17 protein-coding genes are annotated in these 19,638 nt (G+C 40.2%); 9 read left to right on the plus strand and 8 right to left on the minus strand.

What is annotated here, in order from left to right:
• A partial coding sequence (gene hutI, locus ABYD77_RS07890) for an imidazolonepropionase (protein ID WP_372768681.1) occupies positions 1-1,179 on the plus strand: 1,179 nt, incomplete at its 5' end.
• Between the two features lie 24 nt (positions 1,180-1,203).
• Complete coding sequence (locus tag ABYD77_RS07895; protein WP_372768683.1) at positions 1,204-3,006, plus strand: EAL domain-containing protein; 1,803 nt, start codon at positions 1,204-1,206, stop codon at positions 3,004-3,006.
• Positions 3,007-3,020: 14 nt separating this feature from the next.
• Here ABYD77_RS07895 and ABYD77_RS07900 read toward each other — a convergent pair whose 3' ends face one another.
• Positions 3,021-4,073: a formimidoylglutamase gene (locus ABYD77_RS07900; RefSeq protein WP_372768720.1), complete on the minus strand. Its 1,053-nt coding sequence runs from the start codon at positions 4,071-4,073 to the stop codon at positions 3,021-3,023.
• Positions 4,063-4,560, minus strand: coding sequence for a ribonuclease E activity regulator RraA (gene rraA, locus ABYD77_RS07905; protein ID WP_372768685.1), 498 nt, complete (start codon positions 4,558-4,560; stop codon positions 4,063-4,065). The genes ABYD77_RS07900 and rraA overlap by 11 nt, the downstream gene beginning before the upstream one ends.
• A 205-nt stretch (positions 4,561-4,765) precedes the next feature.
• Between rraA and ABYD77_RS07910 the strand changes: the two genes are divergently transcribed.
• The 3 genes from ABYD77_RS07910 (at position 4,766) to ABYD77_RS07920 (ending at position 8,280) form a co-directional block, all read left to right on the plus strand.
• Positions 4,766-5,275, plus strand: coding sequence for a phosphatase PAP2 family protein (locus ABYD77_RS07910; RefSeq protein WP_372768687.1), 510 nt, complete (start codon positions 4,766-4,768; stop codon positions 5,273-5,275).
• Positions 5,272-6,318 carry an MJ1255/VC2487 family glycosyltransferase gene (locus tag ABYD77_RS07915; RefSeq protein ID WP_372768689.1) on the plus strand — a complete coding sequence of 349 codons (1,047 nt, stop codon included), beginning with the start codon at positions 5,272-5,274 and terminating at the stop codon, positions 6,316-6,318. The genes ABYD77_RS07910 and ABYD77_RS07915 overlap by 4 nt, the downstream gene beginning before the upstream one ends.
• Positions 6,319-6,399: 81 nt before the next feature.
• A complete protein-coding gene (locus ABYD77_RS07920; RefSeq protein WP_372768691.1) occupies positions 6,400-8,280 on the plus strand; it encodes a methyl-accepting chemotaxis protein in 1,881 nt (626 codons plus the stop codon).
• Here ABYD77_RS07920 and ABYD77_RS07925 read toward each other — a convergent pair.
• The 5 genes from ABYD77_RS07925 to priA all read right to left on the minus strand — a co-directional run bounded on the left by ABYD77_RS07925 (position 8,270) and on the right by priA (position 13,401).
• Positions 8,270-8,638, minus strand: a complete 369-nt coding sequence (locus ABYD77_RS07925) for a gamma-butyrobetaine hydroxylase-like domain-containing protein (protein WP_372768693.1) — start codon at positions 8,636-8,638, stop codon at positions 8,270-8,272. The genes ABYD77_RS07920 and ABYD77_RS07925 overlap by 11 nt on opposite strands.
• Positions 8,639-8,701: 63 nt before the next feature.
• Positions 8,702-10,030 (minus strand): HslU--HslV peptidase ATPase subunit, encoded by a 1,329-nt coding sequence (gene hslU / locus ABYD77_RS07930; RefSeq protein WP_372768695.1) that lies wholly within the window; start codon positions 10,028-10,030, stop codon positions 8,702-8,704.
• Between the two features lie 6 nt (positions 10,031-10,036).
• On the minus strand, positions 10,037-10,558 hold the full coding sequence (hslV, locus tag ABYD77_RS07935) for an ATP-dependent protease subunit HslV (RefSeq protein WP_038637811.1): 522 nt from the start codon (positions 10,556-10,558) through the stop codon (positions 10,037-10,039).
• 139 nt (positions 10,559-10,697) lie between these two features.
• Complete coding sequence (locus ABYD77_RS07940; protein WP_372768698.1) at positions 10,698-11,219, minus strand: SPOR domain-containing protein; 522 nt, start codon at positions 11,217-11,219, stop codon at positions 10,698-10,700.
• 13 nt (positions 11,220-11,232) lie between these two features.
• Positions 11,233-13,401: a primosomal protein N' gene (gene priA / locus ABYD77_RS07945; protein ID WP_372768700.1), complete on the minus strand. Its 2,169-nt coding sequence runs from the start codon at positions 13,399-13,401 to the stop codon at positions 11,233-11,235.
• A gap of 217 nt (positions 13,402-13,618) precedes the next feature.
• Between priA and rpmE the strand changes: the two genes are divergently transcribed.
• Together rpmE and ABYD77_RS07955 are read left to right on the plus strand one after the other, a co-directional pair.
• Positions 13,619-13,834: a 50S ribosomal protein L31 gene (gene rpmE, locus ABYD77_RS07950; protein WP_038637802.1), complete on the plus strand. Its 216-nt coding sequence runs from the start codon at positions 13,619-13,621 to the stop codon at positions 13,832-13,834.
• 397 nt (positions 13,835-14,231) lie between these two features.
• The gene (locus ABYD77_RS07955) at positions 14,232-15,473 is read left to right on the plus strand and encodes a malic enzyme-like NAD(P)-binding protein (RefSeq protein WP_372768702.1); all 1,242 of its coding nucleotides are present in this window, start codon (positions 14,232-14,234) and stop codon (positions 15,471-15,473) included.
• Between the two features lie 45 nt (positions 15,474-15,518).
• Here ABYD77_RS07955 and metJ read toward each other — a convergent pair whose 3' ends face one another.
• Entirely contained in the window at positions 15,519-15,842 is a 324-nt protein-coding gene (metJ, locus tag ABYD77_RS07960) for a met regulon transcriptional regulator MetJ (protein WP_010562146.1), read from the minus strand.
• Between the two features lie 190 nt (positions 15,843-16,032).
• On the opposite strand from metJ, the gene metB reads away from it, so the two are divergent.
• Positions 16,033-17,253, plus strand: coding sequence for a cystathionine gamma-synthase (metB, locus tag ABYD77_RS07965; RefSeq protein ID WP_372768705.1), 1,221 nt, complete (start codon positions 16,033-16,035; stop codon positions 17,251-17,253).
• Between the two features lie 8 nt (positions 17,254-17,261).
• The gene (gene metL / locus ABYD77_RS07970) at positions 17,262-19,598 is read left to right on the plus strand and encodes a bifunctional aspartate kinase/homoserine dehydrogenase II (protein WP_372768707.1); all 2,337 of its coding nucleotides are present in this window, start codon (positions 17,262-17,264) and stop codon (positions 19,596-19,598) included.
• Positions 19,599-19,638: the final 40 nt, after the last annotated feature.

The raw sequence follows: 19,638 nt of genomic DNA on the forward strand, positions 1-19,638 counted from the left end.
ATGGATAACACCATTGATGATACTTATGGTGCGATAGTTAATGCCGCTTTAGGTATCAAAGATGGCAAGATAGCGTGGTGCGGACAAGCGTCGACATTTCCTGAATTTGATAGTTTACAAACACCCGTTGTGAATGGGCATGGCAAGTGGATTACGCCAAGTTTTATTGATTGTCATACGCACATAGTGTGTGCGGGTAACCGCGCAAATGAATTTGAGATGCGTTTGAATGGCGCCAGCTATCAGGAAATTGCAGCGCAAGGCGGCGGCATTATTTCAACTGTAAAAGCGACCCGTGAAGCTGATCATGAAGCGCTTTTTGTAACTGCTAAAGATCGTTTAAATGCACTTCTTAATGAGGGTGTTACCACGGTAGAAATTAAGTCAGGCTATGGTTTAGATTTAGATAGTGAAATTAAAATGCTGGAAGTAGCTGAACAGCTAAATCAGCATCATCCTATCGATGTGCAAAAAACCTTTCTAGGTGCGCATGCACTGCCACCAGAATTTAAAGACGATGCTGATGGCTATATTTCATTAGTATGTAATGAAATGCTGCCTAAAGTAGCAGAGCTTAAACTTGCTGATGCGGTAGATGCATTTTGTGAAGGTGTTGGTTTTTCTAACGAGCAAACGCGTCGTGTATTTGACGCCGCGAAACAATATAACTTACCAGTAAAGTTACATGCTGAGCAGTTATCAAACTTAAAAGGCGCTGAGCTAGTTGCTGAATATAATGGTTTGTCAGCAGATCATATCGAGTTTCTTGACGAAAAAGGTGTGATTGCAATGGCGAAAGCTAATACTGTTGCAGTGTTACTGCCAGGCGCGTTTTATTTTTTACGTGAGACGCAGCTACCACCTATTGAATTACTTCGTAAGCATAAAGTAGCAATGGCGATTGCAACTGATTTTAACCCAGGTACATCGCCAATTTGTTCGGTGCAATTAATGCTTAATATGGCATGTACTTTATTTAGACTAACTCCGGCAGAATCACTAGCAGGTGTTACAGTGAATGCAGCAAGCGCATTAGGCCTAAACGATCGCGGTAAAATTAAAGTAGGACTAAACGCTGATTTTGCACTTTGGGATATTGATTCTCCGGCTCAGTTATCGTATCAATATGGCGTCAACCCATTGAAGGGGTTATGGAAAGATGGTCAGCAATTAAAATAGGACGTGATTTCTGGTGAGAGGTGTATGAAAAAAATAATAGTGGCAATTACATTAGTGTTGAGTTCATTCTCACTTTTTGCTGCAACAGATACGGTAATGTTTACATTTCCTAGTTTAGTTGCAGGTATGCTTCTGGTTAGTTGGCTACTAGCGATTTTACAGGCTGGCAACGCGGTAATTCGTGTTCTGGATATTTTGCTAGGTGTTGCAACATTAGCGTTTTTATCTACCTATAATGTTGTTGCGCTTATTATCTGCGCCCTTATTCTCACCGCCGAATGTTATTTTACACAGCAGAAAAAAGCCCAGCGTATGGCGCTATGGTTAAACATTGTTAGCTTAGCGCTGTTTCTGGCGTTATCTGCTGGCTTCTATCTCGAAGTACTCAATGGTGCTTGGCTTGTTGTGGCAGTGGTATTTCATTATGTCTGCGCTAATTTGTACACGCTTTTCCGCCGCGAGAGACGTTTACAGGTTGCATTATCAAATAAAATGAAAGGCGCTGAAGCGCATAACGATAAGCAATTATTATTAGAGCGTAGCTTGTTCCTAAATGGCTATGATAACTGGCAAAAAAGCTCGTTAAATCGTGTGGTAGTGCTAATTAAATTAGAAGGTTTAGGCAAAATCAATCGCATGGTTGGTCATGACTTTGGTGATTTGCTTATCGCTAAGCTCGGGAAAAAAATAAATGACGAGTTAAATGGTTCAGATGTGCTTTCTTTAAACATGTTTAATGAACCAATAAAGCTGTGTTACTTAGGTGGCGTTGATTTTGCTTTTGCGGTTGATACCAGTTTTGAATCGCATCTTCATCAGCGTTTAGTTCATGGCATTTACAATTTAGTTCATAAACCGACTCAAGTTGATAATATTGATTCAGAGCTAAGCCTTCGCGTTGCCATTGTTGAAGATAGAAAACAGCTAAAAGGACAGCAGTTACTTGCACAAGCGTATCTATCTATTGAGTTTACAAATGAGATTGACTGGTTAATCACTTTTGAGAAAGAAATTGCAGAAAGAGCTGAAAAACGCAAACAACTTTTAGCGGATTTATCATTACTGGATTTTGAACGCGACTTTCAACTTTATTTTCATCCTGTAATTGAAATTGATACTAATAAAATCTTATTTATTGAACTACTCCTAAGATGGCATCACCCTAAATTTGGCACTTTAGAGGCAAAGCACTTTATTGATGAAATAAATGCCTCAGGCTTAACACTGCCAATAGCACATTGGGTTTCTGAAAAAGCTGCCGAGTTAGCGCTTGCCATTAAACTAGAAGAAATCCATATTCCAATCAGCGTTAATTTGTTTGGTAAAGAGCTATTACAAGATGAGTTTATTGACCATTTAGCACAAGTGCTCGTAGAGCATAGGTTAAGTGAAGGCGATATTATTATTGAGGCGCCTGCTAATGTATTTATGAGTTTGCCTGATTTTGGCGAATCAATCTTACAACGTTTAAAAGAAAATAATGTTGCTGTGTGTCTCGATGATTTGGGGATAGAACCTTTACAGCTTTCTAAGTTGCCGCGCCTTGCACTTAATTATGTCAAAGTAGATGGCTCTATCGTTAAAGAGCTTGCTGAGAATGTAAATACCCGCAGCTTATTAGGCGGAATTATCGATATGAGTAATAGCTTAGGCATAAAAGTGGTGTGTGAAGGTATTGAATCTGAAACTCAGTATACTTACATCAGCACTATGAAGTGTCATGCAGCGCAAGGTTATTTATTCTCAAGACCCTTGCCAACTGTCGGGTTGTTAGGCTGGTTAAATCAGTGGCAAAAACGCTTAGCAAACGGAGAACGCCCTTACTAGGGCGTTTTTTGAGGCTATGATTCTCGGCCACTTAAATAGCTAGCAACTAACGCAGCTAAAATTTGACCTGCTTCATTGCTTCCTTGACTAACACCATTAGGATGTTCACTTGGCGCAGCCTCGCATAGGTGTAAATAACGAGTGTATGGGCTAAGCGCAAGTTGATAGACAAATTGCTCGGCTTCGCAGGCTGTCAGGCCACAGTTTGTAAATGCACTTACTGGCATATATGAAATGCTATCAACATCTACTTCAATCCCCATGGGTAATTGGTAGCTTTGCATTCTTGCAAGGGCTGTTTTATTCGCATCAGCGAGAGAAATCTCTTGGCGTACTTTTATTGCTTGGTATGAATCAAATGAGAAACCCGCTTCGTGCATACCTTCGATAATCGCTTGGTTATTTTTTAGCTCATGCATTGCGATTACATGATAGTCTCGCAGATAATTCTGTTTATGTGCATAGCTAAAGCCATTACCACTATGACGCCCTTCTAATGCTCTAAAGTCAGCGTGCGGATCTAAGTTGATTGCACAACAGGCGTTTTCAGTACTCTCACTAAGTGCTTTTATAATTGGGTAGCAATTATTATGGCCACCACCAATGACAATGGGCTCTAAACCGGCATCAAATATCACTTTTAAAATAGGGCTGGCAATATCGTCAATTTCACCACACAGCTGACGCAATATTTCAAGCTCTGAAGGTACTTTGTTGCTAAGGCCTTGGCCACGTTTCATAATATCAACACAATCAACTTCACCTAACAATAATACTTTATTGCTAGCAATAAACTGATTAGCTTGTAGATTTAAAAACTTGGAGAGAAAGGCTTTCCAGCCAAGTTCAGCTCCCCCATTACCTAAATTTGCACGTGGTCCAATATCTTCGGGAATTCCCACTAAAACATATTTTATGCCGAAGGCTGAGGCATCGGCTAACGCGTCTGCAGTTGATTGTTGCTGATTGATAAACGAAATACTTTGCCAAACACGCTGTTCACCAGTGCGCGATTGGCATAAGTCCGAAATGCTTTGTTCAGTATAAACAGTGAGGTTATTCATTATCTAAATCAATTGATAGCTCTTCTGCAGAAAGAATAATGCCGGTACTGTCAGCATAAATGTAATCGCCATCGAAGAAAGACACACCGGCAAAGTTAACTGGCACACCTGACTCGCCGTAACCTTCACTGTCGGCGGCCACAGGGATCGATGCCACTGCCTGGATGCCAATATCAAGCTCTTCTAAGTCGCTAACATGACGCACACAGCCATAAACCACTAAGCCTTCCCAGTTGTTTTCAAGAGCCAGTTCAGCTAGTTCGATATCAATTAATGCGCGGCGAGTCGAACCTCCTCCGTCGATTAATAACACTTTACCAGTGCCATCTTCAGATAGAATTTCGCGAATTAGCTGGTTATTTTCAAAACATTTTATCGTTGTGATTTGTCCTGAAAACGCGGTTGCGCCAGCAAAATTAACAAATAAAGGTTCTAGTACGTCGATGCTATCAGCAAACTGATCACACAGGTCTGATGTGTTGGTTTCCATATTAGCTCCAAGGGCTTAAATAGTTTATTCAGTATACCCTGCAGTATGATTAATACAATTGATCTTGCGCGCTTTTCTGCGTGTTTTATTAGAAATGCTGTCATAAATAGGTCATTAAAAGACCATCTTATTTACTCGAAACTGTCACCTATTTGTTACTTCTCGAATCTAAAGTCAAAATTACAACTCTAAGAAGAGAATTGCCATGCAAATCATTTCACAATTAGACCGAAAAGTGTTTTTTAAGTTATTTAATCATCAAGCCTCGAAACGTCGTGTATATGCTATAAAAACAGTGTCGAAAGTGGGCGATGGCTTTGTCTATTTAATAGTGGGGGCGCTGTGTTATTTGATTGATACTCAGGCCACTAAACTAGCCTTGTCAGCTTTGGTTTTGGGATTCGCGTTAGAGCGTCCAATCTATTATCTGATGAAAAACACCTTAAAGAGAGAAAGACCGTGCCAAACAATCGTAGAAGGTTTTTTGGTGCCTAGTGATCGCTTTAGCTTGCCTTCGGGACATAGCTCTGCCGCTTGGTTATTTGCTTCGGTGATGAGTTGGTACTTTCCTGAAATCAGCTATGTTTTATTTATGGCTGCAGCTATTTCAGTGTCTCGAGTCATGCTCGGGGTGCATTACCCTTGTGATATTTTGGTGGGGGCTATGTTAGGTATTTGCTTTGCTTCTATAGGTATTGCCGGAGCAACATTATGAAAATTTTGTATGGTATTCAAGGCACCGGAAATGGACATGTCACGCGTGCTCGGGCAATGGCGAAAGCATTCGCAAAAAGTGATGTTAAAGTCGATTACTTTTTTAGTGGTCGTCCTGCGAATAAGTATTTTGATATGTCTGACTTTAATGACTATCGCACGCGAGAAGGTTTTACGTTTGCCATTGAAAATGGCAGCGTAAACAAATTAGCGACACTTAAAAACATTCGTATTGGGCAATTTATAAATGATGTGAAACTGCTGGACTTATCTGGTTACGATCTGGTTATTAATGATTTTGAGCCCATATCTGCATGGGCGGCAAAAATGGCTAAAGTTCCCTGTATCGGCATTAGCCATCAGGCATCGTTTTTATCCAATAAAGTACCTTCACAGGGCGCAAATTTAACAACTCAAATGGGGTTAAAATTGTTTGCTCCTGCTAGCTACTATTTAGGCGTGCATTGGTTTCCTTATTACCAAAACATCATTCCACCATTTATTGAACCTGTAAAAAGTTGGCAACAAGATAACTTTATCGAAAATAAAATATTAGTGTATTTACCCTTTGAAGAACCACAAAAAATCATTGAAATGCTAAAACATTTTCCTGAGTTTGAGTTTTACTGTTACCACCCACAATTAAATAACAAGACGGTTAATCAGCATATTCATTTACGTTCTCCTTGTCGTGTAGGATTTCTGAATGATCTTGTTTCTGCGTCAGGTGTAATTGGTAATGCTGGCTTTGAACTTTCAAGTGAGGCGTTACGGTATGGCAAAAAGCTGTTGCTTAAACCATTAGCAGGGCAGTTTGAACAAGCTTCAAATGCGTTTACTCTGGTTAAGGCGGGCCTTGCAACGAGTATGCGTTGTTTAAATACTGATGTGGTGGATGATTGGCTTTCATTGGCCTGTAATAAAGCAATTAATTTCCCGAGTGACCCAACTCCCCTGACTGATTGGATTGCCGAAGGGACATTCGATATTAAATTCCTTTCTGACAATTTGTGGAAAGGTGTTCAGTTACCAAGTTGTGTTTAAGTTAGTAAAGCTTTAGCATAATTTTATATTGCACCTATACTCTTATAGGCTTTCTAAAAATTATACATTACAGAGGTTTATATGGAGCTTCTACAGCGTCTAACAATAAAAGCTCGATTGCAACTTAACGCAGTATTTGTTGGAGCAGCAATGTTTATTTTGCTGTTAGTTATTCTTTATGAAGCATCAGTTATGCTTAAGTTGAATACGGCAATTCAGTTAACTGAAGAGCTCGCTAATCACGAAGGTGTATTACGCAAGCATGAAAAAAATTTCCTGTTTTACAAAAACGAAGAATCATTAGAAGCGTTTGAAAGTGAATTTAAAGCACTAAAAAATACATCGAGTACATTAACTGAATTACTCAACGAGCTCTCGATATCGACAGAAACAATTTCGCAGCTTAATAGGGTGATGGAACAGTATAAATCTGACTTTAAAGACGTTGTTATATTACAAAGAAAGATAGGTCTGCACCCTAAAGATGCTGCCTATGGTAATTTACGTAATGCAGTACATAAAGTGGAAACTCTGTTAAAACAAGAAAGTAATTACATGTTGCTTGCTGGCATGCTGCAACTTAGACGTAATGAAAAAGACTTTATGTTACGGCTAGACAAGAAATACCTCTCTAAATTTAATGATAATATTCAGTCGTTTATTAAAGATATTAAAGTGGCTGGATTCGATGGAGGTTTTGAAAATAATTTACTTTCACAATTGAATGTTTATCAGAAAGAGTTTGCAGCATTAGTTACTGCACAAGAGGCTTTGGGGCTAGACCTTAATTCAGGTGCTTTGGGTAAAATGTCAGCGAGTGTCGCGCAAAGTGATGAGATCGTCGATAAGATGAGTGCTGAAACTAAAGCTGCTATTGAGAGTAGTGCCGATTTTTCAAGAACGGTGGCGATCGTAATCTTCCTTGTATCGACATTGGTAGTAATGAGTTTAGTTTATATGACGAGTCGTTCAATTATCATTCCTGTTAATAAAGTCTGTGATGTTATTCATCATATTCGGAAAACCAATGATTTAACAAAAAGTGTTAAAAGTAATGGTAATGATGAAATTGCCCGTATGACAAATGATTTTGACTCCTTTATTGGTGACTTTAAAAATTTAATTTTTGAAGTAAAGCAAGCATTAGGAATTCTTAATACCGCTACGGAAAATCTCGCGAGTACAACAGCTGAAACTAGTGAGGGTATGCGCGAGCAACTTCATGAAGCTGATATGGTGGCTACTGCTGCAACCGAGATGCAGGCGACTATTAAAGATATTTCGCATAATACTGAGGCGGCCGCTAAAAAAGCGGAGTCAACGAATGAAAACGCAATGCAAGGTAAGCAGGAAGTCGACTCCACGGTGTCACGTATCTCAGAATTAACACATTCTTTAACGCATGCATCCGATGTGGTAACTCAGCTTGAACAAGATGCAGTAACCATTGGCTCCGTTCTTGATGTAATTAGAGGCATTGCGGAGCAGACTAATTTACTTGCGCTTAATGCCGCGATTGAGGCTGCGCGTGCTGGTGAGCAAGGCCGTGGTTTTGCTGTCGTTGCCGATGAAGTACGTTCACTTGCTCAACGTACGCAAGATTCAACACAAGAGATTGAAAGTATTATTTCGACGTTACAGCAACGCACTCAAGAAGTGGTAAATGTGATGGAGCGATGTAAAAGTCAGGGCAGTGCAAGTTCTGAACAGGCGGTACAGGCGGGCACGTTACTTTATTCGATCAGCGAAGATGTACAAACCATTATGGATATGAGTACGCAAATTGCGACGGCAATTGATGAACAAAACCAAGTTGCTTCAGAAGTGAATAAAAACGTGATTAAAATCCGAGATATCGCAGAGCAAGCAGCTGAACATGCTCAAACAAATTCTCAAACTAGTGAAGAGGTTTCAGCACAAGCAGATGTTTTACATAAAGCGATTGAAAAATTTAATGTGTAAGTTTTATTGGGATTAAAGCCTCGCGAGAGGCTTTTTTTTGTTTTAACTCTGATAGATAATTTTGCCACAATTGATGGTGATTTTTGCCGAGATAAGCTAAGTAATCCCAGCTGTAGAGCCCTGTGTTATGACCATCATCGAAGATTATACGTGCAGCATAATGACCGACTTGTTCTATCGCTGAAATGGCGACTTCTTTCTTATTGGTTACCAAAATAGCATTGCCATGGCCTTGAACTTCCGCTGAGGGAGAGTGAACCCTTAAAAACTCAGCGCTTAAAGTGGCAATATACTGATTATCAAAATGCACATCTAATAGCTGAGATACACGATGGTAATGTAATTTGGTGACTAACATATAAATTCCAAATAAAAAGGTGCTAAAAAAGCACCTTTTTTGTATTTATTAAAGGTGTGTTGATTATAAGATAAAACGACTTAAATCTTCATCTTTAACGAGTTCACCTAAGAAGCGTTCAACATAATCAGCATCAACAATTAAGCTTTCGCCAGATTTTTCGCTAGCATCGTATGAAATCTCTTCCATTAGCTTTTCCATCACAGTGTGTAAACGACGTGCACCAATGTTTTCGGTCTTTTCGTTTACTTGCCATGCTGCTTCAGCAATTTTTGTAATCGCGTCTTCACGGAACTCTACATTAACACCTTCAGTTCCCATTAATGCTTGGTACTGTTCGGTTAGAGAGGCGTGAGGCTCTGTTAGGATTCGTTCAAAATCAGATGACGTTAACGCTTCTAGCTCAACACGAATTGGTAAACGGCCTTGCAGTTCAGGTATTAAATCTGATGGTTTTGCCATCTGGAATGCACCGGATGCGATAAACAGAATATGGTCTGTTTTAACCATACCGTGTTTCGTATTTACCGTTGATCCCTCAACGAGTGGAAGTAAGTCACGTTGTACACCTTCGCGGCTTACATCTGGACCTGAAGATTCACCACGTTTACAGATTTTGTCGATTTCATCGATAAACACAATACCGTTTTGCTCAACCGCATTAATGGCTTGTTCTTTTAGCTCTTCTGGATTGACAAGTTTGGCTGCCTCTTCTTCCGTTAATAGTTTGAAGGCATCTTTAATTTTAAGTTTGCGCTTGGACTTTTTGTCACTACCCATGTTTTGAAACATGCTTTGTAACTGGTTCGTCATTTCTTCCATACCAGGAGGCGCCATAATCTCAACACCTACAGGCGCTTGAGAAATATCAATTTCGATTTCTTTATCGTCTAATTGACCTTCACGTAATTTTTTACGGAATGCTTGGCGAGTTGAGGTGTTTTCAGATTCTTGTGCTTGGCCCCATGCATCTTTTGCTGGTGGCAATAACGCATCTAAAATACGCTCTTCGGCTGCTTCTTCAGCTCTAAACTTAAATTTTTCAGTTTGTTGCTCACGGGTCATTTTGATAGCAATATCGGCAAGATCTCGAATAATCGTTTCAACTTCTTTACCTACATAGCCTACTTCGGTGAACTTTGTTGCTTCTACTTTAATAAATGGCGCATTTGCAAGTTTTGCCAAACGACGTGCAATTTCTGTTTTACCAACACCTGTTGGGCCAATCATCAAAATGTTTTTAGGTGTAACTTCGCTGCGTAGAGCCGCATCAAGTTGCATGCGTCTCCAGCGATTACGAAGCGCGATTGCAACCGCTTTTTTCGCTTTATTTTGACCAATAATATGCTGATCTAACTCGTGTACAATTTCTCTTGGTGTCATCGCAGACATATTAAATTACCCCAGTTCTTCAATCGTTTGGAAGTTATTAGTAAATACGCAAATATCGCCTGCAATCTTTAAGCTTTTTTCTACAATTTCACGCGCACTTAATTCGGTATTTTCTAATAATGCAATAGCGGCTGATTGGGCAAAATTACCGCCGCTACCTATCGCAATTAAGTCATGTTCAGGTTGCACAACATCGCCATTACCTGTGATTATCAAAGATGCGGTTTCATCAGCCACAGCGAGTAATGCTTCGAGTTTTCTTAATGCACGATCTGTGCGCCAATCTTTAGCCATCTCTACAGCAGCTTTTGTTAAATGGCCTTGATGCATTTCAAGTTTAGATTCAAAGCGTTCAAAAAGCGTAAATGCATCTGCGGTGCCGCCAGCAAAACCTGCAAGCACTTTGCCATTATAAAGGCGACGTACTTTTTTTGCGTTGCCTTTCATTACTGTGTTACCGAGTGATACTTGGCCATCGCCTCCGATTACTACTTTGCCTTCACGGCGCACAGAAACTATCGTAGTCATAAATAAACCTTAGGTTTAGTCTGTTAATTTCAATTGTTATTGATATGTGGACGATACTTAAGATTTCAAGGGTTAGGTTAGGAACTTGGCAGCCCACAAAGCTACCAAGTGATGAATAGATAATTAAATTTGAGTTATATTACTTTGGTATTAAATAAATCTGGCAACGCGACATCCGTGCACGTTTAATCTGGTTATTTGCACTTTCAGCTAAACGCTTTGTTTCAAATGGCTGAATTCTGACGCGATACCACACGCCATTTTTGCCTTCGGTGCGGTCGACGTCAGCAATCAAGCCCGTTTTAAACGCAATTTGTGCTTTCAGAGCTTCAGCATCATCGTGGTTGCGTAATGAAGCACATTGCATGTAGTAAGGCCCTTTTTGTTCTTGCTCTTCAACTTCAACCTCAATTTTTGCATTTTCGATTTCTTCAATGAAGTCGGGCTTTTTAGGTTTTGGTTTTGGGGCAGCAGGTTGCTCTTTTTGAGGTCGTTGCTGTGAAGTTTTGACATCACTGTTGGTTGAAATGAAATAAAGACCATAAATACCAGCCGATACTAAAACAACTGCAACTAAAAGCGCTGCAACAGGAAAAGGGCGTTTGTTTTGAGTTGATTTTTTCGGGGTACGTTTTTTATTTACGTAATCTCTTTGGGCCATTTTTGCTGTTTTCTTATGCCATTGATACAGGATCGATATCAATACTCCAGCGTACTTTTGCTGCTAGCTTACTTTGGCTGATATAGCTAACCAGTTGATTGAGGTAAAGATGCAACTGTTTGCGGTTATTACCTTGTACATGGAGTTGATAACGGTACTTACCTGCAATACGCTCGAGCGCTGCAGGAACAGGTCCGAGCAATTGTATACTAGAAGGTAACTGTTCTGGAATAAGGTCATATAAAAAATTATTGATGTCATTTAGTTTGTGCGATTCACAACGAATAATCGCTAAACAACTAAAAGGTGGGAGCTGTGTTTCTGCACGTTCGCTTAAAGCATAGCGAGAGAAATCTTGATAACCGTTATTAATTAAATCCTGTAATAACGGATGCTCAGGAAAATGTGTTTGTAATAATACGGTACCAGCTTCACCACTGCGACCTGCACGACCTGATACCTGAGTAATTAATTGCGCTAGATGCTCTGTTGCACGGAAGTCATAAGAATACAGCCCGCTGTCTACATCCATTATCACTACTAATGATACTTCGCTAAAGTGGTGCCCTTTGGCAAGCATTTGTGTGCCAATTAAAATGCGCGGTTCACCTTTATTAATTTCATTTAATGCCGCTTCTAAACTACCTTTTTTACGTGTTGAGTCGCGGTCGACCCGTGTTATCGGAGTGTCTGGGAAGGCTTCGGAAAGAAACTCGGCGATTTGCTCTGTTCCTTGCCCAGCTGGAATAATTTGTGTGCTGCCACAGCTGGGGCACTGGGTTGGCACATGTTCCTGTGCACCGCAATGGTGGCAAATTAAATTACGAATATGTTTATGATAGGTGGCATTGGTGCTGCAACGTTGACATTGGCTTAACCAACCGCATTCATGGCAAATTAAACTAGGCGAAAAACCTCTACGATTTAAAAACACCATTACTTGTTTGGCGCGGTCAAGCTCTTTTTTTATGTACTCGAGAGTCGCTAGTGCTAAACCTGATTGTTGATGCTGCCCACGCATATCAAGTAACACGTAGTGATTATTTGTTTGAGTTTGGGCGCGCTCGGTTAATGTTAGTAGCTGGTATTTATTATTAATTGCATTTTGCACGCTTTCGAGCGATGGCGTCGCGCTGCCCAAAATAAGCGGAATTGCTAATTTGGCTGCACGAAAACAAGCTAAATCACGGGCATGATAGCGCAGAGAATCTTGTTGTTTAAACGATAGGTCATGTTCTTCATCAACGATGATCATTGCTAACTGGGCAAAAGGTAAAAAGACACTTGAGCGTGTACCAATAACAATTGCTGCGCTTTGATTTTGCGCTGCGCGCCAGGTAGATAGCCGCTCATGATCAGTCATTGCTGAGTGCCAAAGCATGATAGGTACGTTTGGAAAACGTCTACGAAAGCGATTAACTGTCTGCGGGGTTAAGCCAATTTCAGGCACTAAAACTAATGCTTGTTTACCTTGCTCAAGAGGTTTTTCTAATGCTTGTAGGTATACCTCGGTTTTACCACTGCCTGTAACGCCCTCTAGTAAGTAGCATGTGTAACCAGATTGCTGATTTATTGCTGCAAGTGCTACCGCCTGCTCGCGGTTTAGTTTAGGCTTATCACCAATTGTTAGAGGCTTTGATTGCCAATCACGATTGTATTCTACAGTTTTCTCAATAATTGACTTTTCAAGCAGGGATTTAACGGTACTGCTACTGAATCCTAGGGCGCTTAATTCGGTTACTGGCGTACTACCAGAATCGACCAAGTGTTCAATTAGTTGACGTTGCTTTTTACCTGTAACAGTTGCAGTATCATCAACAAGTTTGATGATCGGTACGGCTGATTTATCTAAGTTTTCGCCTTTATTAAGTAAATTTGGCAGTGCAACTTGGTAGCTTTCACCGAGCGGGTATTGATAATAATGGCTAGCAAACTCCACCAAACTAATTAGGTGATTATCGATAATTGGTTGGTTATCTACCAAGCGCGAAATTGGCTTTAGCTTTGCCATAAATTCGCTATTTGATTTGAGCTTAATCACGATACCTATAAGTTGCTGGCGGCCAAATTGCACGGCAACACGGCAACCTACGCTAATATTTGGTTGAATATGAGGCTCGATGAGATAATCAAAATTGCGATATAGCGGAACATTTAACGCAACTTCGGCAACTAGATGCATGGTAATTTGGCTTTCAATTTAAGGCAGATTTTTTGAAATTAAATCACGGCAAACTTTTCGCGGCTAGTGTTTAACTTAATTTATATTGAGATGGTTAAAGATCTTGCTATTGCGATGTTTGTTGGCTAGAATTCGCGCCCTATATATTTTTTGTTTAACAACGTATGGTGCCAGACTTCGGGTTTGGAGAGCGATACGGCCTAATTAGAGGTTCACTATGAAAGAAGGTATCCACCCTAAGTACGAAGCAATCAATGCTACTTGTTCATGTGGTAATAAATTTGTAACGCGTTCAACTCTTTGTAAAGACATCCACTTAGATGTTTGTTCAGAGTGTCACCCGTTCTACACTGGTAAGCAAAAAGTGCTTGATACAGGTGGTCGTGTTGATCGCTTCAACAAGCGTTTTGGCGCTTTATCAAGCAAAAAATAAGAACATTTTTGTTCTTATTAAGAAAGCACCTACGGGTGCTTTTTTTGTGTCTGAAATTTAATATGAATTTTTGTCATCTTAAATGCTTTTTCTATGTCTTTTTATTCTAAATAGATGGCTATATACTGGATTATAGATGGTTTCAATAGTCATTATTTTTACTATCTGTTGGCAAAATAGTACTCGTCGAGTGTAAAAAGATGCGTGAGCTAAATCTGGTCGGATCTGAATTAACTTCAATCTGGTAATGATTTAGCAGAAAATATCCAGAGCTCATGGTTGTAAATTAAACTATGGTCTTAGGTTAATATATAACCGCATTTAACTTCTATTTACTCTAAATGCCGTACTATTAAACCAGTATCTCTCACTTTTAACATCGTAGGATAAGGCACGCATGTCTGACATAAGAGAAAAAGCGCTACAATACCATTCTGAACCCGTTCCCGGAAAAATTAGCATTGAACTAACAAAACCTGCTGAGACTGTTAATGACCTAGCATTAGCTTACAGCCCAGGTGTTGCTGAACCTGTTCGTGAAATTGCTGCTGATCCGAATAATGCCTATAAATATACCGCAAAGGGCAATATGGTCGCTGTTATCTCAAATGGTACTGCTATTTTAGGTTTAGGTAACTTAGGGCCGCTCGCGTCAAAACCTGTAATGGAAGGTAAGGCTCTTTTATTCAAGCGTTTTGCTGGTCTAGATTCAATTGATATTGAAGTTAAACACCGCACAACCGAGGATTTTATCAATACGGTTGAAAATATTGCGGACACCTTTGGTGGTATAAACCTTGAAGATATCAAAGCACCAGAATGTTTTGAAATTGAAAAAGCACTTATTGAGCGTTGTAGTGTACCTGTTTTCCATGATGATCAACACGGTACTGCGATTGTAACAGCTGCAGGTATGTTAAATGCATTAGAGATCCAAGGTAAAAAGCTTAAAGATGCGCTTATTGTGTGTTTAGGTGCAGGTGCGGCAGCAATTGCGTGTATGGAACTTTTGATCAAATGCGGAGCATTACGTGAGCATATCTACATGCTCGATAGAAAAGGGGTTATTCATACACGTCGTGATGACTTAAATGAATACAAAATGCTATTTGCCAACAATACGGACAAACGTACACTACAAGATGTAATTGAAGAAGCTGACGTATTTGTAGGTGTATCAGGCCCTGATCTATTAACTGCAGAAGAGCTAAAGTTAATGGCTGATAAGCCTGTGGTATTTGCGTGTTCTAACCCTGATCCTGAAATTAAACCGGAAGTAGCGAATGCCGCGCGCAATGATTTAATTATGGCAACAGGTCGTTCAGATTACCCTAACCAAGTTAATAATGTATTGTGTTTCCCATTTATTTTCCGTGGTGCGCTTGATGTTCGAGCAACGGCAATTAATGATGAAATGAAAATTGCAGCGGTAAATGCGATTCGTGAGATTGCGAAGGAGCCAGTGCCTGAAGAAGTGTTGGCAGCTTCGGGTGAATCAAGCCTTGAGTTCGGTAAGGACTATATTATACCTAAGCCAATGGATCCGCGCTTATTACCACGTGTCGCACGTGCGGTTGCAGAAGCTGCGATTGCATCTGGCGTAGCGCAAATTGAAATGCCAGAAAATTACATGCTTTAATCTAGTTAAAGCCAAAAAAAACCTCAGCATACGCTGAGGTTTTTTTTATTCGTCTTCTAATTCTGGAACCGGTAACCCGCGTTCAGCAAGAATCTCTTTTACCCTTTGCGGAATATGCTCTGGATTATCTTTTCTTAAATCTTCATCGTCAGGCAAAGGCTGACCTGTAAATGCATGCAAAAATGCCTCACAAAGCAATTCGCTATTGGTTGCATGACGTAAGTTATTTACTTGTCTACGAGTACGCTCGTCTGTCAGTACTTTCAATACGTTAAGAGGGATAGATACGGTAATCTTTTTTACTTGTTCTGATTTTTTACCGTGTTCCGCATATGGGTGAATATATTCACCGTTCCATTCAGTTGCCATAAAATGTACTAGCCTATATCTGTTACGATTTAATTTTGACGATAGCCCGTATAGTAAGAGGCAAAATTTTATCGTTTTAAAATATATAGTCAAATATCATTTATTTGGCTATATAGACGTGTAAAAGTTTTGACTTCCGCTATTTAGTGGTTTAACCTTTTAGACGTCTAAACATCTAAGTGGCAAAGTTATGAAGCAGAGTAAACAAACAACCCTTGCTGTTCGCAATGGCATTACCGCAGATAAGCATCATGGCGCGGTTGTACCGCCATTGTATTTATCAACTACCTATGAATTCGCAGATTTTGATAAAAAGCGTGATTACGACTACGGCCGAAGTGGCAATCCTAATCGTGATATTTTAGCGGATACATTGGCTCAACTAGAAGGTGGCGAAAAAGGGATTGTTACAGCAACAGGTATGGCTGCTGTTCACTTATGCACACAAATTTTAACGCCGGAAGATACAATCTTAATTCCCCATGATTGCTATGGTGGTAGTTATCGCTTATTTACAAGTTTAGAAAAGCGTGGCCTGTTGAAAGTAGCCGTTGTCGATTTTACTCATGCGTCTTGCTATGAACAGATAAAAGCAATTAAACCTAAGCTTGTATGGATTGAAACACCGAGTAACCCTGTTTTACGCCTAACTGATATTGCCAAAGTAGTGGAAGTTTCCCATTCGGTTGGCGCCTTAGTTGGAGCAGACAACACCTTCTTATCGCCAGCATTACAAAACCCAATCTCATTTGGGGTAGATATTGTGATTCACTCAACCACTAAATACATTAACGGCCACTCAGATGTTGTTGGTGGTGTTGTAATTACTCGCACTTCAGAGTTAGGTGAAGAGCTTGCTTGGTGGGCAAACAACATTGGTATTACCGGTGCGCCATTTGATGCATATTTGACGCTGCGTGGTATTCGTACCTTAAATGTGCGTATTAAACAGCATCAAGAAAATGCGTTTGCTATCGCACGCTACTTAGAGACTTGTGAGCATGTTGAAACCGTTTACTACCCAGGCCTTGAAAGTCACCCTCAACATGATTTAGCGAAAGCGCAACAAAAGGGCTTCGGTGGCATGGTGAGCTTTAGTATAAAAGGTACCATAGAGGATACAGCGAAGTTTTTAACTAGTGTTGAGCAGTTCAGTCTCGCTGAATCACTAGGCGGCGTTGAGAGCTTAATTTGTCACCCTGCAACAATGACACATGCTGGCATGGCGCCAGAAGCGCGTATAAAAGCAGGTGTAAATGATACCCTTATTCGTATTTCTGTTGGCATTGAAGATGTGGAAGACTTAATTGCTGACCTTGAGCAAGCATTTGCAAAAACGATTAATAAAAACACAGCTGCTGGTGGCGATTCTAAAACCCAGTGTTGTGCCGCGCGACCTGCATTGTGGTGATAAAATAAATGACGAAACAAGTTTATAAATTTGGTGGCTCGAGTCTAAGCAGCGCCAAGCGTTATCATGCAGTTGCTAATATTTGCCATCAATTAAAAGGTGGTGATGCGGTTGTTGTTTCAGCTGCAGGTAAAACAACGGATACGCTTGTACGTTTATGGTCTTGTTATCACAATCAAGATCACAAAGGTGTTGGCGAAGTGATTGCACTGTTAAAAGATCATCAATGCGCACTAATTGCTGAACTGTTAGGAGATAAAAGTGAAGTGTATGCTCACTTTATCGATGATATCAATGCTATTTCTCAACGCGCTGGCTGCGCTGAGTTAGAGCAGGCATGGCTTCTTGCTCATGGCGAGCTGTGGTCTGCACGTTTGCTTGCTCATTACTTAAATAAAATAGAGGTTGCTGCTTGCCATTTTGATAGCAGAGATTTATTTATAGTTGCACAAAATAACCTTAAGCATGAGGAAAATACTGCCCGTTGTCAGGTTTTGAAAAATGATCAGCTTAATATTGTGACAGGTTTTATAGCTAGTAATGAAAACGGCAGCACGGTGACACTTGGACGCAATGGAAGTGATTACAGTGCGACCTTACTTGGTAAATACTTAAACGCTGATAGCGTAACTATTTGGACTGATACACAGGGTGTTTACAGCACAGATCCTCGCAAAGTTGAAAAAGCGGTAAAATATAGCAAAATTAGCCAACAACAAGCGCAGTTACTGGCGCGTCTAGGAAACCCTGTTTTACATGCTAAAACATTGACACCATTAAAAGACAGCGATATCAAATTGGTTGTGCGAAGTAGCTACGACAGCCACAGTGATGGCACCAAAGTGGTTGCAAACGAACAGGCTAAAGCAAAGCGTTTTCTTACCACGCTTGCAAGTTCCGATGTTTTTCAGCTGACAAATAGTAATAAAGAAAGCATTAGAGAGTTGAGCATTTTGCTTCAACATCCTTTGCAGCCATTAGAGGTTGATGGCAATACCTTGTTACTAGTGCCAAGCCAGTTTGGTGAGCAAGTTGCAGCATTTTATAAAGAACACGCTGTGCTAATTGAGTCAAATGTGTCAGGTGTTGCGATTGTCAGTGAGCCAGGCTGTGAAACGCAGTTACTTAAAAGCGCAAAGCAATTGCTTGAGAAGCAAAGTATGACGTTACGCGGTGCTTGGAGCCAGGATGGCTTTGCAATTTTGTTGGGGGATCAGTTATTAGAAAGTGACACTTTATCATTGCTACACGACGAATTAATCAGTGCAAAACAAGAGTTAGCTGTGATTGTCGCTGGTATTGGTAATGTAGGAGAAGTCTTCTTATCGCAATTAAATAGCCAACTAGAACGGTTAAATACTTTACTCCCAGTAAAGCTTGTTGGCTTATTACGTTCCACTTCTAGCCTGTTAAATGGTCAGGGTATTGCATTATCGAGTGCAAGTGAGCAGTTTAATGAGCATGCTAAAACCACAACCTCTGAGCAGTTAATCGAGTTTATAAAGGAACTGGATTATGGCCATAAAGTGATAATTGATATTACTGCAAGCGAGCAATTTAGTTTACTTTATCCAGAGTTTGCATTACATGATTGTCATATTATTTCGGCTAACAAATATGCGGGTACTGCAGAGCTTGATTGGTATGAAAACTTACGTCGCCTACAAACTGAAAAGGGTCTTTTATGGCGTTATAACACCAGTGTAGGTGCTGGTTTACCAATAAATTTTGCACTTAAAGACCTACAAAATTCTGGTGATAAAATTACCAAAATAAGTGGTGTATTCTCAGGTACGTTATCTTGGTTAGGTGCACACTATTCACTTGATAAAAAATTCTCAGAGCTCGTTGAGCAGGCTAGAGAGTTAGGTTTTACAGAACCAGACCCACGTGAAGATTTATCAGGTAGAGATGTCCAGCGTAAATTACTGATTCTGGCTCGTGAGCTTGGACTTTCTCTCAATCTTGATGATATCGAATTATCTGCGTGGATGCCGACTGAGCTTGCAAATGGTAAGTGGCAAGATGCATTAACAAAACGAGATTTACTTGATAAGTTTGTTGAAGAGCTGGCTTTAGAAGCTGAAAAGAATGGTAAAACATTGAGGTATGTTGCGGAGTTAGACACTACAACTAAACCAGTAATTGCAAAAGTGGGCCTTAAAGCAGTTTCGCCAAATGCAGCTGTTGCTACACTGACCCCTGGCGATAACATCTTTGTTATAAACAGTGTATGGTATGAAAATAATGCGTTGATTATCCAAGGGCCTGGTGCAGGCCGTGAAGTTACAGCAGCTGGGGTACACTCTGACCTTTACTGGTTGTGTCACAAGCTTTCTGAGTAACAATATTAATCGACTAAAAGTAAAAAGCCGCTAATTAGCG

This window comes from Pseudoalteromonas sp. (assembly GCF_041629635.1).
Lineage (GTDB): Bacteria > Pseudomonadota > Gammaproteobacteria > Enterobacterales > Alteromonadaceae > Pseudoalteromonas.